Here is a 15,291-nt window from a genome sequence, read left to right as displayed (position 1 = left end):
GCGGGCGGCCCGCGTGCCGGGCGCGTCAGGCCGATGGGTGGTAATGCCGCGACGGGCATGATGGGCTGGGCAGATGGCGAGAAATCTCATCCTTTCCGGAGGGCTGTTCCACGACTTCGCCGCCACGTCGGCCGCGCTCGTGGAGCTGCTCGCCGAGGTGGGGGTCGAGTCGGAGATCACCGAGGACATCGCGGGCGCGCTCGCCGAGCCGTCGGAGTACCAGCTCATCACGGTGAACGCGCTGCGCTGGCAGATGGCCCAGGACCGCTTCGCCGACCAGCGCGACCAGTGGCGCTTCACGCTGCCCGCCGAGGCCAGGGCCACCCTGCTCGACCATCTCGACCAGGGCGGCGGCCTGCTGTGCATGCACTCGGCGTCGATCTGTTTCGACGACTGGCAGGGCTGGCCGCGCGTGCTCGGCGGCTGCTGGAACTGGGCCAAGTCGCACCATCCGCCGCTCGGCTGGACCGGCGTGCGGGTGCACGGCGGGCATCCGGTGGTGGACGGCCTGCGCGACTTCGACGTGGTGGACGAGGTCTACAGCGACCTCGACCTGCTGCCCGACGTGAAGCCGCTGGCGTCGTCCGCGAGCGGCCAGCCGCTGGTGTGGGCACGGCCGGTGCGGCGCGGCCGGGTGTTCTACGACGCGCTCGGGCACGACACCAGGTCGTACGACAACGAGGTGCACAGGACGCTGCTCCAGCGCGCCGCGCTGTGGCTGCTGAAGCGCCCGGTCACCATCACGGAGTAGCCGCCCAGGCGCTCCAGCGCGTCACCTCGACGCGGATGACGGCGCCGGCAGGCGGGCGCTCGCGGTAGTGGGCGTACTTGGCGGCGAGGGCTTCCAGCGCCCGCTCGCGCAGCGCCGGGTTGTCCACGACGGCGGCCGTCCCGTCGGCGCGCACCCACCACAGCCTGGCCCAGTCGTCCTCGTAGTGGTCGGCCAGCACGCTGACCGCCGGATCGCGCGCGATGTCGCGCAGCCTGGCGAGCCGCGTGGTGGTCTTGGGCTTGTGGTCGACGGCCGTCACGATCGCGCCGTCGAGCAGCGCGAACGTGATTGGCACGATGCGCGGCGTGCCATCTGGCGCGAGCCTGGCCATCCTGGCCACCGGCTGCCCGGCGAACATCTCCCGCGCCTGCTCGCCGCCGATACCGTCCCCCATGCCCTCATGGTCGCACCGTGCGGCGTGTCCGGAACGTACAAGACCGGACGGCGGCGACCTGGGCACGATGACGGCATGAACGTGAACCTGTCAGCGGTCCCCGGCTTCATGGCCGGGCACGCCCGCATCCTCGATCGCCGCCGCTACGGCCTGCTCATGGGCGAGGAGGAACCGGAGCGCGTGCTCGCCGCGCTCGACGCCTACCGCAACCCCGACGGCGGCTACGGCTGGGGCCTGGAGCCCGACCTGCGCACGCCGGAGAGCCAGCCGGGCGCGGCGCTGCACGCCTTCGAGGTGTTCGCCGAGGCGGCCACCGTCACCTCGCCGCACGCCGCCGCGCTGTGCGACTGGCTGGAGTCGGTGACGCTTCCCGACGGCGGCCTGCCGTTCGCGCTGCCGCTCGGCGTCACCACCGCGACCGCGCCCTGGTGGCGCGGGGCCGACCCGTCCGTCTCGTCGCTGCAGATCACCGCCGTCATCGCGGCCGCCGCGCACCGGGTGGCCGCCCACGACCCGGCGGTGGCCGGGCACCCCTGGCTGGCGCGGGCCACCCGCTACTGCCTCGACGCCGTCCAGGCCATGGAGGAGCGGCCGCACGCGTACGTGCTGTCGTTCGCCGTGCGCTTCCTCGACGCCGTGCACGACACCGAGCCCCGCGCGGCCGACCTGCTCAAGAAGCTCGCCGCGTACATCCCCGACGACGGCAAGGTGCCGGTCGAGGGCGGCACCGAGCACGAGACGCTGCGGCCGCTCGACTTCGCGCCCTTCCCCGGAACCGCCGCCCGCGCCCTGTTCGACCCGAGCGTGATCGCCGCCGACCTGGTCAGGCTGGCCGGCGAGCAGCAGGACGACGGCGGCTGGGTGGTCGACTACGCGCGCATCTCGCCGGCCGGTGCGATGGAGTGGCGCGGCGCGATCACGGTCCACGCCGTGCGGGTGCTGCGGGCCAATGAGCTGATCTAGACGCCCAGCCGGCGGGCCGACTCCGACTCGTGGGCCATGCGGCGCAGCGTGTCGAGCGCCCTGCCGTACAGCACCGTGCCGAGCACCATGGCCTCCACGGCGGCGTCGCGCGGCCCGTCGAACGGGATGGTGTTGAGCTCCACCTCGGCCACCAGCCGGCGCGCCGCTTCGACGTAGGGGCGCAGATCGACCGGCACGCCGAGCTGGCGCATCCTCACGATGGTCTGGGCCAGCTCGTCGCGGGTGGGTGCGGACTCGGTGACGTCCCAGCCCAGCTCGTCGATCAAATCGTCCACCATGGCGCGGGCCGAGCGCCACTCCTCGCCGGGCTCGGGCTCCACGGCGGGGGAGAGCGCGTAGTGCGCGGTGCCGAGCACCTGGCGCACGGGCAGCGACTCGTCCTCGACGGCGGCGATGACCTGCTTGATCGAGGCGACGGAGAGCCTGCCGACTTCGAGCAGCGCGCGGATCATGCGCAGCCTGCGCAGGTGCGTCTCGTCGTACTCGGCCCTGGTCGCGGCGGTCTGCTCGCCCTGGTGCAGCATGCCCTCGCGCAGGTAGTACTTGATCGTGGGGATGGCCACGCCGGACTTGGCGCTGAGTTCGGAGATCCGCATCGTTAGATAATAGGGCTATCCAGATCGTGCCAGATGCCGCGCGGCGCTCACCAGCTCGTGCACGTCGGCCTGGCGGTTCCAGAGGAAGACCACCTCGATGGGCGGGGTGTCCTCTTTGATGGGGACGAACGTGAGCGTGTCGGGCACGGTGGTGCCCTCGTGCACGCAGAGCGCGTAGCCGGCGCCCTCTCCGACCATCGCGACCACCAGATCATGGGTGGCGGCCGCGGGGCCCAGCCGGGGGTGCAGCCCGTGGCGGACGAAGCCCTCAAGGAAGCGGCGGGCTCCGGCCACCGCGTCGGACTCCGGCATCAGCAGCGGCTCGCCGGCCAGGTCGGCCAGCGACACCTTCTCGTACGCGGCCAGGTGGTGTCGGCGGGGGAGCAGGGCGCGTACGGGGAAGCGGTGGACCAGCATGCGCGCGACGCCCCTGGGCAGCGAGCCGGGCGCGTAGCCGAGCCCGGCCTGCAGGGTGCCGTCGGCGATGGAGACGATCTGCTCGGCGGTGCCCATCGGCGCGACGCGTAAGCGGCCGGTGTGGATCTGGCTCAGCAGCCGGGCGACGATGTCGCCGAGCCCGTCGGCCACGCCCAGGCGGGTGGTCGCGCCCTTGCCGCGCGCGGCGGTGACCGCACGCTCGAAGGCGTCGAGTGCGACCGTGGCCTGCGCGAGGAACGCCTCGCCCGCCTCGGTCAGCTGCACCCCGCTCGACGACCGGCTGAACAGCTCGACCCCGATCTCCTTCTCCAGCGCCCTGAGCTGTTCGGACAGCGTCGGCTGAGCGATGTGCAGGGCGGCGGCCGCCCGTCGGAGGCTGCCCGCCCGTGCGATCGCCATGGCATACCGGACATAGCGTAGATCCATCGCTCACCTCGGCGTGATGATGATGAGCTATCGGTTGATCGCACCTCCGTATTACAAGAGCGGACAGCTTTCGTGAAGTTGCGTAGTCATCTCACTTCCGTGGCTGGGCCGGTGTGCCGAGCAGGCGCTGCGCCGCGAGCCGCCCACCCTCGACGCCTACCTGGCCGGCCCGTACGTCAGCACGCCCCTGCGCACGGCGGCCTGCTGTCGGACGGCTACGTGCACGGGCTGAACGGCGTGGCCCAGGCCGTCCGCGAGCGGCGCGCGGGACGGGAGACGGCGCTGGTGACCGGCTTAGGCGGCAGCTACGGCAGCGCCGCGCTGCTCGCGTGGTGACCGGAGCGGATGTCAAGAATTATTGCCGGAACCATTGACCGAGCGCAGATCTGAGCATAATTTTCACCGCGTGGACCTCCTGACCCGCATCAGAAACGAGCAGGGCGACATGCCGGAGGCGCTGCGCAAGGTGGCCCAGGCCATCCTCGAGGCCCCCGACGAGGCGTACCGGCTCACCATCGTCGACCTGGCCGAGCGCAGCGGGACGTCCACCGCCACCATCACCCGCTTCTGCCGCGCGCTCGGCTTCGCCGGGTACGCCGAGCTGCGGGTGGCCATCGCCACCGCCTCGGGCCGGGAGACGAAGGCCACGTGGGAGACCGACATCGGCCAGGAGATCCTGCCCGACGACGGCCTCGACCGCGTGCTCCGCGTCGTCTCCGGCAACGACATCCGGCTCATCGAGCAGACCCGCGACCAGCTCGACCTCGCCGTGGTCGACAAGGTCGCGCAGGCCGTGGCCAGGGCCGGGCGGGTGCTGCTCTTCGGGGTGTCGAGCAGCGCGGCCGTGGCCAGCGAGATGGAGTACCGCCTGCAGCGCATGCGGGTGCCGACCTGGAGCAGGTCCGACGCGCACGCCGCGCTGACCGACGCGGCGCTGCTCGGCCAGGGCGACGTGGCCATCGGCATCTCGCACAGCGGCAGGACGCGCGAGGTCATCGAGGTGCTGGCGGAGGCGGGCAGCCACGGCGCGATCACCGTGGCCGTCACCTCGCACCCGCGCTCGCCGCTCGCCGAGGTGGCCGAGCTGGTGCTCACCACCGCCAGCCGGGCGACCAGCTTCCGCTCGGAGGGGTTCGCCGCGATCCACTCGCAGCTCCTGGTGCTGGACGTCGTGTACGTGTCGGTGGCGCAGCGCACCTATGAGAGGACGAAGCAGGCTTTCGACGTGACCGTTCGCGCGGTGGCCGGACATCGCCTGCCAGAAAGGGACACATGACAGTCAACCCGCAGGACTTCGTGGAGCACATCGCCCGCCTCGTACGGACGATCCCCGAAGACCCCGAGATCTCCCGCGCCGCCGACCTGTTCACCAAGTCGCTCACCGCCGGCGGCGTCATCCAGGCGTTCGGCTCCGGCCACTCCGAGGCGATCGCCATGGAGATCGCCGGGCGCGCGGGCGGCCTGGTGCCCACCAACCGGCTCGCGCTCAGGGACATCGTCCGCTACGGCGACGCCCCCAAGTCCGAGCTGGACCGCTACGACCTCGAACGCGACCCCGCCGTCGCGCACAAGATCCTCGACCTCGCCCCCGTGCAGCCGCAGGACCTGTTCGTCATCATCTCCAACTCCGGCGTGAACGGCGTCGTCGTCGAGCTCGCCACGCTCGTCAAGGAGCGCGGTCACGACCTGGTCGCGATCACCTCGCGCACGCACACCGATGCCGTCGCCTCCCGCCACCCCTCGGGCCGCAAGCTCGCCGACTTGGCCGACGTCGTCCTGGACAACCACGCGCCCTACGGCGACGCCGTGCTGCCCCTGCCCGGCGGAGGCGCCACCGGCGCCGTCTCCACGATCACCTCCGCGCTGCTGGCCCAGCTCGTGGTCACGCAGACCGTACGCAACCTGCTCGAAGCCGGCGAGGTGCCGCCCGTCTACCTGTCGGCGAACGTCCCCGAGGGCGACGAGCACAACCTCGCCCTGGAGGCCCGTTACGCGGGCCGCATCCGCCGCGGCGCCTGACCGCACCGACCCGCCGTAGTCGCCGGCGGCGCCTGATGGCACCGACCCGCCGCATCCGCCGCGGCGGCGACTGACCCCACCGCCTGCCGTATCCGCCGCGGGCCGCCTGAAGCCCGCACCGTCCGCCGCCGACCCGTCCGCCGCCGACCCGTCCGCCGCCACCTGACCGCCCGGCGCCCGACCCGGGAGTCCCGCCATCGGGGCATCCCCGGGGCACCTCCGGCGCCACGATCCGTCCACTCATCCCCCGATCAACGCCTTTTCCGGGAGTCGCACGACCGCAAGGAGAACCCCCCATGTCCCGAAATTTCGGTAAACGCCTTCTCTCCTTAGCCCTCCCCGCCATCCTCATCGCGGTGACCCTGATCGCCGCCCCCGCCAGTGCCGCACAGGCGGTCCGCCTCCAGTACCGCACCAGCGCCCCCGGCGCCACCACCGCCCAGGCCGAGCCCTGGCTGCGCCTGTTCAACACCGGCACGACCGCGATCCCGCTCGGCCAGGTCAAGATCCGCTACTACCTCACCGGCACCGAGACCTACCGCTTCGCCTGCTCCTGGGCCGTGATCGGCTGCGCCACGATCACCGGCAGGTTCGCCCCGCAGGAGGGCGGCGAGCAGTACCTGGAGGTGGGCTTCACCTCCGGCACGCTGAACCCGGGCCAGGACACCGGCGACATGCAGCTGCGCTTCTACCGCGCCGACTGGCAGCCGTTCCAGCAGGGCGACGACTACTCGTACGGGTCCAACACCGCCTACGCCGACTGGGACAAGGTCACCGTCTACGTGGACGGGCAGCTCGCCTGGGGCACGCCGCACGGCACCGAGCCCGAGCCCGAGCCCGACCCCGACCCCGAGGAACCGGGCGGCACCGGAGAGCTGTTCGACGACTTCACCTACACCGGACCGGCGGACCCGCGGCTCGCGCAGCGCGGCTGGACCGTGCGCTCGGCGTCGGGCGGCCCCGGCGTGCCCGGCGCGACCTGGTCGCCGTCGGCCGTCTCGTTCCCCGGCGGCCTGCTGACCCTCGACTCCTCCACGGACGGCACCGCCGCAGGCACCGTGCACACCGAGCTGTCCACCGCCCAGCGCAAGTTCCACGAGGGCACGTACGCCGCCCGCGTGCGCTTCAGCGACGCCCCCGTCAGCGGACCAGACGGCGAGCACGTGGTGCAGACGTTCTTCACCATCACCCCGCTGCGCTACGACCTCGACCCCGACTACGGCGAGCTCGACTTCGAGTACCTGCCGAACGGCGGCTGGGGCGAGCCGTCCAGCATCCTCTACACGACGAGCTGGGAGACCTACAGGAACGAGCCCTGGCTCGCGGTGAACACCCACACCGAGGAGCGGGCGAGCTTCGCCGGCTGGCACGACCTGGTGATCCAGGTTTCCGGCGGCCGGATCAAGTACTACGTGGACGGACGTCTGTTCGCCGACCACGGCGGCGACTACTATCCCGAGACACCCATGTGGATCATGTTCAACCAGTGGTTCATCGATCTCCAGGGCGCGAGCGGGACGCGCTCGTACCGGCAGCAGGTGGACTACGTCTACTTCAGCGCGAACGAGGTCGTCTCGCCCGCCACCGTGTCGGCCCGCGTCGCCGAGCTGCGGGCGGCCGGCACCGCCTTCAAGGACACCGTTCCCACCCCTTGACCGACACCCCGCGCCCGCGAGCGTGCGGGCGCGGGGCACCCCCCAGCAAGAGGGCTCTCGCGAGAGGCCCCGGACAAGGAACGTCATGAGAAACCGCATCCTGGCTCTGGCGGCCGTGTTCGCGCTCGCGGCGTGCGGCACCTCTCAGGAGCCGCAGGAGGCCGCGCCGGGCACCCCCACGAAGCTCACCGTCTGGATCATGGACGGCAGCATCACCGAGGAGCTGCTGAAGAAGTTCGAGACCGAGTACGAGGCCGCGCACCAGGGCATCGACCTCGACATCCAGATCCAGCAGTGGGACGGCATCGGCGAGCGCGTCACCGCCGCCCTGGCCAGCACCGACGCCCCCGACGTGATCGAGGTGGGCAACACCCAGGTCGCCCAGTACAGCGCGAGCGGCGGCGTGACCGACCTGACCGGCAAGGTGGCCGAGCTCAAGGGCGAGGACTGGGTGCCCGGTCTCGCGCAGCCGGGCAACATCGACGGCAGGCAGTACGGCATCCCGTGGTACGCCGCCAACCGCGTGGTCGTCTACAACAAGGAGCTGTTCGCCAAGGCCGGGATCAAGAAGCTCCCCACCACGCGCGACGAGTGGCTGGAGGTCACCAAGAAGCTCAATAAGGACGGCGTCCAGGGCATCTACCTGACCGGCCAGACCTGGTACGCGCTCGCCGGCTTCATCTGGGACGAGGGCGGCGACCTCGCCGTCCAGGAGGGCGGCCGGTGGAAGGGCGCGCTCGACACCCCGCAGGCGCTGGCCGGCATGGACTTCTACAAGCGGCTCCAGGCGCTCGGCAAGGGCCCCAAGGACTCCGACGAGGCCAACCCGCCGCAGCACGAGGTGTTCGCGCAGGGCAAGGTCGCCCAGATCATCGCCGTGCCCGGCGCCGCCGCCCGGGTGCTGGAGGTGGACGCCTCGCTCAAGGACAAGATCGGCTTCTTCCCCATCCCCGGCAAGACGGCCGACAAGCCCGGCACCGTCTTCACCGGCGGCTCCGACCTCATCATCCCGGCCGCGTCCCAGCATCAGGAGGAGGCGTACGAGCTGGTCAAGACGCTGGCGGGGGAGGAGTTCCAGAAGGAGTTCGCCAAGACCATGAGCTACGTGCCGAACCGCACCTCGCTGGCCTCCGTGCTCGACGGCGACGAGGGCACCGCCGCCATGGCCAAGGGCGCCGCCAACGGCCGCGCCACGCCCAACACCCCCAACTGGGCGGCCGTCGAGGCCACCGCGGTGATCAAGCAGTACATGACCGCCGTGCTCACCGGCGGCGACCCGGCGGCCGAGGCGAAGAAGGTCTCCGAGTCGATCACCACGACCCTGAACAGCGGATCCTGAATGCGGTCGAGGAGCCGTTCGTACTGGCCCTACCTGCTCATCGCGCCCACGGTGGCCGGCGGGGCCTTCCTCCTGCTCTACCCGCTGCTCAGAGCGCTGCTGATCTCGCTCCAGCACTTCCGCATGGGGGAGCTGATCAGGGGCGGGGCGGCGTTCATCGGCCTGGACAACTACGCCGAGCTGCTCAGCGGCCCGCAGTTCTGGCAGGTGCTGCTGCGCACGGCGGTGTGGACGGCCATCAACGTGGTGCTCATCGTCGGCATCTCCACCGGCGTCGCGCTCATGCTCCAGCACCTGCGGCGCGGCCTGCGCCTGGCGCTGATGAGCGCGCTCGCGCTGGCCTGGGCCATGCCGATCATCGCGGCGACCACGGTGTTCCAGTGGCTGTTCCAGTCGGAGCTGGGCATCGTCAACTGGCTGCTGGTCACGCTGGGCTTCGAGTCCTTCGAGGGCTACACGTGGTTCGCCGACGGCACCGCCACGTTCGCCGTCCTCGTCGTGCTGGTGGTCTGGCAGTCGGTACCGTTCGCCGCGCTCACCCTGTACGCCGGGCTCACCACGATCCCGAACGAGCTGTTCGAGTCGGCCAGGATCGACGGCGGCACCGGCTGGCAGGTGTTCCGCAGCGTCACCTTCCCCATGCTGCGGCCGCTGTTCGCGCTGATCACCGCCCTTGAGGTGATCTGGGTGGCCAAGTGCTTCCCGCAGATCTGGGTGCTCAGCCAGGGCGGGCCGGGCGACGCCACGACCACCCTGCCCGTCTACGCGTTCAAGATCGCCAGAGCGCTGCACCGCTACGACCTCGGCTCGGCGGTGGCGATCCTGCTGGTGATCCTGCTCGCCTTCGCCCTGATCAGCAACCTGCGCCGGATGGTGCGCTCATGAGACTCGCCAGAAGGATCCTGCTCAACACGGCGGCCGTCGTCGTGCTGGTGACCACGATCTTCCCCGTCTACTGGATGTTCCTGACCGCCTTCAAGCCCACCCGCGACATCCAGTCGGCAACGCCCACGTTCTGGCCCGCGAACCCGACGCTCGAGCACTTCGTCACCGCCGTCAACGCGCCGGGGTTCTCGACGTACCTGCGCAACAGCCTGCTGGTGACGGCGGGCGCGGTGCTGCTCGCGCTGGTGGTGGCGCTGATGGCGGCGTTCGCGGTGGCCAGGATGAACTGGCGGGGGCGCGGGCCGTTCGTGATCGCGGTCTTCGCCGCGCAGATGGCGCCGTGGGAGGCGCTGCTCGTGCCGGTGTTCATCATCGCCCGCGACACCGACCTGCTCGACTCGCTCGCCATGCTGACCGGCGTGTACTTCATGGTCACGCTGCCGTTCACCATCGTGACGCTGCGCGGCTTCCTGGCCGCGATCCCGCCCGAGCTTGAAGAGGCCGCGCAGGTGGACGGATGCGGCCGCATGACGGCCTTCCGCCGCGTGGTGTTCCCGCTGCTCGCGCCCGGCCTGATGGCGACCTCGCTGTTCGGGTTCATCACGGCGTGGAACGAGTTCGCGTTCGTGAACGTGCTCATCATCAAGGCCCAGGACAAGCGGACGCTGCCGGTGTGGCTGTCGTCGTTCAGGGACGTCTTCGGCACCGACTGGGGCGCCACCATGGCCGCCGCGAGCCTGTTCGCGCTGCCCGCGCTGCTGCTCTTCCTCTTCCTGCAGCGCAACGTGGGCACGGGGATGACGGCGGGCGCCGTCAAGGGCTAGGCGTCGCGGGGCCAGGACGACGGGTCGGCGACGCGGGCGCCGCGCGGGGGCGTCGCGACCGCCCACCCCTGGCGCACCAGCAGCGCCACGGCCTGCCTGGCGGTGACCCTGGCCACGCCGTAGTGGCGCATCAGCGTGCCCGCGTCGGGGATCGGCCGGCCGGGCCGCAGCTCGCCGCGCGCGATCCTGCGAGCCACCGCCGCCGCGATCGGCACGTACAGCGCCCTGCTCGGCTTCACCCTGGGCACGCCGGGAGGGCCGACGAACGTGCCCTCGCCGCGCACGGTGTGGGCCAGCCCGCGCCTGCGCAGCTCGCGGGCGGCGTTGCGGGCGGTCGTGCGCCCGATGCCGAACTCCTCCTCGAGCGCCGTCTCGCTCGGCAGCGCCTCGCCCACCCGGAACTCGCCGCAGGCGATGCGCTCGCCCAGCACCTCGGCGACCTGGACATACAGGGGTACGGGACCGTCGCGGTCGAGCATGCTCGCATCGTAGACGCCCGCCTACGCCGAGGCGGCCATGATCAGTCCTTCGGCCACTTCTCCTCGGGCGAGACGTAGCTGCCCCGCTGCGGCACCGTGTAGATCCAGCCCTGCTCGCGCAGCAGCGCCATCGCCCTGCGCACGGTCTCGCGCGCCACGTCGTGCTGCTTCACCAGCGCCGACTCGCCGGGAATGGGACGCCTCGGGCGGTAGCGGCCCTGCTTGATGCCGGCGGCGATCTCCGTGGCGATCTGCTGGTAGAGCGGCGTCTTGCGCTTCTTGCGCAGGCCGCCCGCGGGCGGGCCGACGAAGGCGCCCTCGCCCTGGACGGTGTAGATGAGCCCTTCCTCGCGCAGCACGCGGATCGCGCGCCGGGCCGTGGTCCTGGCGACGCCGAACTCGTACTGGATGTCGGCCTCGCTCGGCACCGGGTCGCCCGGCGAGAGACCCTTCAGCCGCTCCCTGAGGATGTTGGCGATCTGAATGTAGACGTGTGTGTCGCCTTCGTAGTCGAGCACATCGGCAACATAGGCCAATCACCGCAAGAGCGCCCATATCGCTCTGTCTTCTTAGACAGATGTGCTTGTGCAAGCAGACGAGCGTGTACGACCAGAGATATGGTGTGCGCATGACGATCTGCCCGAGCCCCGACGACGAGGAATGTCTGTCGGTGCACCTCCCGCCGGCCAACGAGGGCTACAAGAAGCTCACGTGGACGCCGATCCGTCCCATGGGCCGGTCCGTACGGGTACGCGACTACACGTGCTCGTACCAGTCGATCACCTACGAGCTGTGCGAGTACGGCGGCGAGAGCTTCATCCGCAGGACCCGCAGGCACGAGAACGCGGTCTTCGTCGACGAGGCCGCCCGCGGCCGCCGCGCCGTCACCTTGGCGATCTGGAAGCAGATCCTGTCGGGAGAGGCCAGGTGAGGCAGCCGGCGACTACGCGCGTCGCCGGCGCGGGGAAGTAGCGGCCGGGGAGGCCGCCATGCCGGAACTTGGGGGGCCGGGGCGGGCCGGGTCGGGCCAGAAACTGGCGCACCGGTGCCAGACCACGGCCTGCGCCCCGGCGGAGTGCGGCATGGCGGGGCGGGCGGGGCCGGGCCCATCGTGTGGCCCGGCCCCGCCCCGACCATGTCGGCGGCAGGGCCGGTGCCGATCGCCGGCGGGCTACTTGAGCGCGCCGGTGGTGAGGCCGGCTTGGATCTGCCGCTGGAAGACCGTGTAGACGATCAGCATGGGCAGGATGGCCAGGGTGAGAGCGGCGAACAGGGCGGACCAGTCCTGGTCGTAGCCGGCGGCGGTGGAGATGTCGGCGATGCCCATCGTCAGCACCCACTTGTCCCGCTCCTGGAGCAGGATCAGCGGAAGCTGGTACTGGTTCCACTGGCCCAGCACGTTGAAGATCGTGATGCTGATGATCCCGGGCCGGGCCATCGGCAGCATGATCTGGAAGAAGACCCGCGTGTGCGAGGCCCCGTCCACCATCGCGGCCTCGCCCACGGCGGTCGGCAGCGTCCTGAAGAACGCCGACAGGAAGAACACCGTGAACGGCAGCGAGTACGCGATGTAGACGAGCACCACCCCCGCGTGCGTGTTCAGCCCGATGAACGGCCCGATCACGGGGATGTTGCCCATGTTCTGCACGACGAAGAACAGCGGCGTCAGCGCGAGATAGACGGGGAACGCCAGGCCCGAGACGAACAGCAGGTAGATGGCCCGGTTGCCGCGGAAGGGATACCGGGCCAGCACGTACGCCGCCATCGACCCGACGAGCATCGTGCCGAACGTACTGAACGACACCACGATGACGCTGTTGAGCATGTACTGCCCGATGTGCGCCTGCTCCCAGGCCCGCGCGAAGTTGTCCCAGCGCAGCGTGGCCGGCAGCGACCACGCGTCGCCGAAGATCTCGTCCTCGCTCTTGACCGAGGCCAGGAACGTCCACAGGATCGGAATGATCACCAGCAGCGTCCAGATGAGCAGGGCCAGGTGCGTCAGCACCCCGAGCGGCCCCAGCCGGCGGCGGCGCTCTTCGCGGGCCAGCTTGCGCGAGGTGGCCGCGGTCCACGAGATCATCGTCGTCATCTAGTACTCGATTCGTTCGCGCCGGGACAGCCGCAGCGACAGGATCGCGAAGCCGACCGTGAAGAAGAACATCACCACGCCCAGAGCCGAGGCATAGCCGAAGCGGAAGTACTCGAAGGCGTTGCGGTAGATCTCGGCCGCCATGACCGTCGTCGAACGGTCGGGGCCGCCGTGCTGGAGCGTCATCACCCAGACGATGGCGAAGACGTCCAGCGCGAGGATGCCGAGATAGACCCAGGCGACCTGCACGGTGTCCCACAGCAGCGGCAGCGTGATGCGGAAGAACAGGCTGAACCGGTTGGCGCCGTCGATCTGCGCCGCCTCGAACATGTCCCGCGGGATGCTCGCCAGGCCCGCGGAGAACAGCACGACGTAGAAGCCGACCGCCTGCCACACCATGACGCTCAGCACCGACCAGAACGCGATGTCCGGGTCGGACAGGAATCCGATGGGCTCGAGCCCGAGCGCCATCAGCGGCCCGTTCAGCATGCCGCTGCCGTCCGGCCGGAACACCTGCTGGAACAGCACCGCGACCACGGCCACGGCGAGCACCTGCGGGAAGAAGAAGACCACCCGGTAGAACTTCGAGCCCCTGATGCCGGCCACCCCGTTGCGGCCGCCCACGTTCAGCAGGAACGCGAAGAACAGCGCGATGACGATCGTGATCAGCGGCAGCAGCACGAGCAGCGCGGCGTTGTGGGTGACCGCCTTCCAGAACGCGGTGTCGCCGAACAGGCGCTGGAAGTTCTCCAGGCCGATGAACCTGGGCGTCGCCGTCACGCCGCGCCAGTCCGTCATCGCGATGTAGAACGCCTGGACGTACGGGGCGATCACGTACACCAGGTAGAGAATCACCGGGGCTGCCAGGAACGAGGTGATGAACAGCCCGCGGCGATACCGGTTGAACGACATCAGCGCGTGTACTTCTTGATCGAGGAGTCGTTCTTGATCTCGTCGGCCTTCTTCTGGATGCGTTCGAGGTACTTGTCGGCGGTGATGTTGCCGGACATCAGCTCGCCGGTGGCGGCGATGGCCTCGTCCTTGAGCGGGCCGTACCAGTTGTGCCAGCGGTAGTAGACCGTGTTGTCACCGGCGTCGGCGACCGCCTTCGAGGCGCTGGTGACGCCGGGGGAGATGTCGAGGCCCTCGGTGGCGCCCTTGACCACGGTCAGCGTGCGCACCAGCTCGCTGAACTCGCCGGCCGCCTTCTTCGACAGCATGGCCCGCAGGTACTCCATGCCCGCCTGCGGGTGCGGGCTCTTGGCCGAGACGATGAAGTTCTCGCCCGGCTGGGTGTGCAGGGTGCCGTACGGCATCTTGTCGGAGCCGGTGACGTCGGGGATGGGGAACATCCCGTACTCGAAGTCGGGCGGCGTGGTGGTCTTCTGCTCGTTCTCCAGCCACGAGCCGGACGGCAGCATGGCCACCTTGTACTTGTTCTGGGCGGTCTGCGTCTGCACGTGGTCGAGGCCGGTCGTGCCCTGCATGAGGTACTTCGCGCCCACCTCGGCCCACGCCTCGGCCGCGGTCTTCATCGCCTCGGCGGTCCAGGCGCCGTCCTCGAGGTTGTCGATGTTCACCAGCACCTCGTTGCCGCCGATCTTGGCGGCCATGGTGAGCAGCGGCTCGTACAGGTACTGCGGGAACTTGCCGGCGTAGGTGAAGGGCGCCATCTTGCCGGACTTCTTGATGGTCTCGCAGAGCTGGATGAACTCGTCCCAGGTCTTCGGGACCTCCCAGCCGTTCTCCCTGAACACCTTCTGCGAGTACCAGATGCCGTGGATGTAGTTGACGTAGCCCAGCACGCTGAACTTGCCGTCGTACGTGCCGAGGTCGATCACCGACTGGTCGATGGTGTCGCGGACCTTGACGTTCGGGTCGTCCCAGCTCGGCGCGTCGAGCAGCGGGGTGAGGTCCTGAAGCTGGCCGTCCTGGGAGAGCGCGCCGAAGTCCATGAAGTTCGCCCCCGAGTTGTCGATGACCTCGGGCGGGTTGCCGCCGGCGAAGCGCGGCTGCAGGACCTTGGTGATCTCCTTGGTGGCGTTGTGCTTGATCTCGACGCCCGGGTACTTCGACGCGAACAGCGGCTGATGGATCTTCGTGGCGTACTCCTGGCCGAAGCCGCCGTCGAAGATCCACACCTCGAGCGGCTTGTCGCTCGCCACGCCGAACGGGTTCGACGCGCTGGTCGCCGCCGGTGCGGCCGAGCTGGAGGAGGCCGGCGGGGCGGCCGGGGTGGCGCAGGCGGCCAGCGCGCCCGCGACGGGCACGAGCGCCGCGCCGCGAAGCAGCTCGCGCCTGCTGATTCCGGGAGTGTTTCCGCTGTTTCGGGGGGTGTGAGGCATGGTGGACTACTCCTGACCTTTCGTGGTCCGCAGTGATGGAGCCCCG

17 protein-coding genes and 1 pseudogene are annotated in these 15,291 nt (G+C 70.2%); 10 read left to right on the top strand and 8 right to left on the bottom strand.

Annotation, left to right across the window (positions count from 1 at the left end; all coding sequences use genetic code 11):
* Positions 1-73: 73 nt before the first annotated feature.
* Complete coding sequence (locus AB0K67_RS38055; protein WP_364069845.1) at positions 74-751, top strand: ThuA domain-containing protein; 678 nt, start codon at positions 74-76, stop codon at positions 749-751.
* On the opposite strand, the gene AB0K67_RS38050 is transcribed toward AB0K67_RS38055, so the two are convergent.
* Positions 741-1,166: a TIGR03668 family PPOX class F420-dependent oxidoreductase gene (locus tag AB0K67_RS38050; protein WP_364069843.1), complete on the bottom strand. Its 426-nt coding sequence runs from the start codon at positions 1,164-1,166 to the stop codon at positions 741-743. The two genes, AB0K67_RS38055 and AB0K67_RS38050, sit on opposite strands and share 11 nt — an antisense overlap.
* A gap of 75 nt (positions 1,167-1,241) precedes the next feature.
* Here AB0K67_RS38050 and AB0K67_RS38045 point away from each other — a divergent pair, with 75 nt between their 5' ends.
* Positions 1,242-2,129 carry a hypothetical protein gene (locus tag AB0K67_RS38045; protein ID WP_364069841.1) on the top strand — a complete coding sequence of 296 codons (888 nt, stop codon included), beginning with the start codon at positions 1,242-1,244 and terminating at the stop codon, positions 2,127-2,129.
* Here the strand turns inward: AB0K67_RS38045 and AB0K67_RS38040 are convergent.
* Complete coding sequence (locus tag AB0K67_RS38040; protein WP_364069839.1) at positions 2,126-2,746, bottom strand: MerR family transcriptional regulator; 621 nt, start codon at positions 2,744-2,746, stop codon at positions 2,126-2,128. The two genes, AB0K67_RS38045 and AB0K67_RS38040, sit on opposite strands and share 4 nt — an antisense overlap.
* Positions 2,747-2,761: 15 nt before the next feature.
* A complete protein-coding gene (locus AB0K67_RS38035; protein WP_364069838.1) occupies positions 2,762-3,610 on the bottom strand; it encodes a LysR family transcriptional regulator in 849 nt (282 codons plus the stop codon).
* A gap of 192 nt (positions 3,611-3,802) precedes the next feature.
* Here AB0K67_RS38035 and AB0K67_RS38030 point away from each other — a divergent pair.
* From AB0K67_RS38030 to AB0K67_RS38000, 7 genes and pseudogenes are all read left to right on the top strand, one after another.
* Positions 3,803-3,946, top strand: a pseudogene (locus AB0K67_RS38030) (acetyl-CoA acetyltransferase); the annotation flags it as partial.
* Between the two features lie 70 nt (positions 3,947-4,016).
* Positions 4,017-4,886 (top strand): MurR/RpiR family transcriptional regulator, encoded by an 870-nt coding sequence (locus tag AB0K67_RS38025; RefSeq protein ID WP_364069836.1) that lies wholly within the window; start codon positions 4,017-4,019, stop codon positions 4,884-4,886.
* Complete coding sequence (locus AB0K67_RS38020; RefSeq protein WP_364069834.1) at positions 4,883-5,629, top strand: SIS domain-containing protein; 747 nt, start codon at positions 4,883-4,885, stop codon at positions 5,627-5,629. Before AB0K67_RS38025 ends, AB0K67_RS38020 begins: the two co-directional genes overlap by 4 nt.
* Before the next feature lie 356 nt (positions 5,630-5,985).
* Entirely contained in the window at positions 5,986-7,284 is a 1,299-nt protein-coding gene (locus tag AB0K67_RS38015) for a cellulose binding domain-containing protein (RefSeq protein ID WP_364069832.1), read from the top strand.
* An 85-nt stretch (positions 7,285-7,369) separates the two neighbouring features.
* Positions 7,370-8,623 carry an extracellular solute-binding protein gene (locus AB0K67_RS38010; protein ID WP_364069830.1) on the top strand — a complete coding sequence of 418 codons (1,254 nt, stop codon included), beginning with the start codon at positions 7,370-7,372 and terminating at the stop codon, positions 8,621-8,623.
* The gene (locus tag AB0K67_RS38005) at positions 8,624-9,508 is read left to right on the top strand and encodes a sugar ABC transporter permease (RefSeq protein ID WP_364069828.1); all 885 of its coding nucleotides are present in this window, start codon (positions 8,624-8,626) and stop codon (positions 9,506-9,508) included.
* Positions 9,505-10,332, top strand: coding sequence for a carbohydrate ABC transporter permease (locus tag AB0K67_RS38000; protein WP_364069826.1), 828 nt, complete (start codon positions 9,505-9,507; stop codon positions 10,330-10,332). The genes AB0K67_RS38005 and AB0K67_RS38000 overlap by 4 nt, the downstream gene beginning before the upstream one ends.
* Here the strand turns inward: AB0K67_RS38000 and AB0K67_RS37995 are convergent.
* Together AB0K67_RS37995 and AB0K67_RS37990 are read right to left on the bottom strand one after the other, a co-directional pair.
* Complete coding sequence (locus AB0K67_RS37995; RefSeq protein WP_364069824.1) at positions 10,329-10,811, bottom strand: GntR family transcriptional regulator; 483 nt, start codon at positions 10,809-10,811, stop codon at positions 10,329-10,331. The genes AB0K67_RS38000 and AB0K67_RS37995 overlap by 4 nt on opposite strands.
* Positions 10,812-10,852: 41 nt before the next feature.
* Positions 10,853-11,329 (bottom strand): winged helix-turn-helix domain-containing protein, encoded by a 477-nt coding sequence (locus AB0K67_RS37990; RefSeq protein ID WP_364069822.1) that lies wholly within the window; start codon positions 11,327-11,329, stop codon positions 10,853-10,855.
* A gap of 110 nt (positions 11,330-11,439) precedes the next feature.
* On the opposite strand from AB0K67_RS37990, the gene AB0K67_RS37985 reads away from it, so the two are divergent.
* Entirely contained in the window at positions 11,440-11,742 is a 303-nt protein-coding gene (locus AB0K67_RS37985) for a hypothetical protein (RefSeq protein WP_364069820.1), read from the top strand.
* Positions 11,743-11,982: 240 nt separating this feature from the next.
* On the opposite strand, the gene AB0K67_RS37980 is transcribed toward AB0K67_RS37985, so the two are convergent.
* From AB0K67_RS37980 to ngcE, 3 genes are read right to left on the bottom strand one after another with little or no spacing between them, the layout of a single operon-like run.
* Complete coding sequence (locus AB0K67_RS37980; RefSeq protein ID WP_364069818.1) at positions 11,983-12,900, bottom strand: carbohydrate ABC transporter permease; 918 nt, start codon at positions 12,898-12,900, stop codon at positions 11,983-11,985.
* Positions 12,901-13,812, bottom strand: a complete 912-nt coding sequence (locus tag AB0K67_RS37975) for a sugar ABC transporter permease (RefSeq protein WP_364069816.1) — start codon at positions 13,810-13,812, stop codon at positions 12,901-12,903.
* The gene (ngcE, locus tag AB0K67_RS37970; protein WP_364069814.1) at positions 13,812-15,245 is read right to left on the bottom strand and encodes an N-acetylglucosamine/diacetylchitobiose ABC transporter substrate-binding protein; all 1,434 of its coding nucleotides are present in this window, start codon (positions 15,243-15,245) and stop codon (positions 13,812-13,814) included. Before ngcE ends, AB0K67_RS37975 begins: the two co-directional genes overlap by 1 nt.
* Between the last annotated feature and the right edge of the window lie 46 nt (positions 15,246-15,291).

This window comes from Nonomuraea sp. NPDC052634 (genome assembly GCF_040678535.1).
Taxonomy (GTDB): Bacteria; Actinomycetota; Actinomycetes; order Streptosporangiales; family Streptosporangiaceae; genus Nonomuraea; species Nonomuraea fastidiosa.
Note: the sequence above shows the minus strand (reverse complement) of the source record. Positions and strands in the feature narration are given on the sequence as shown.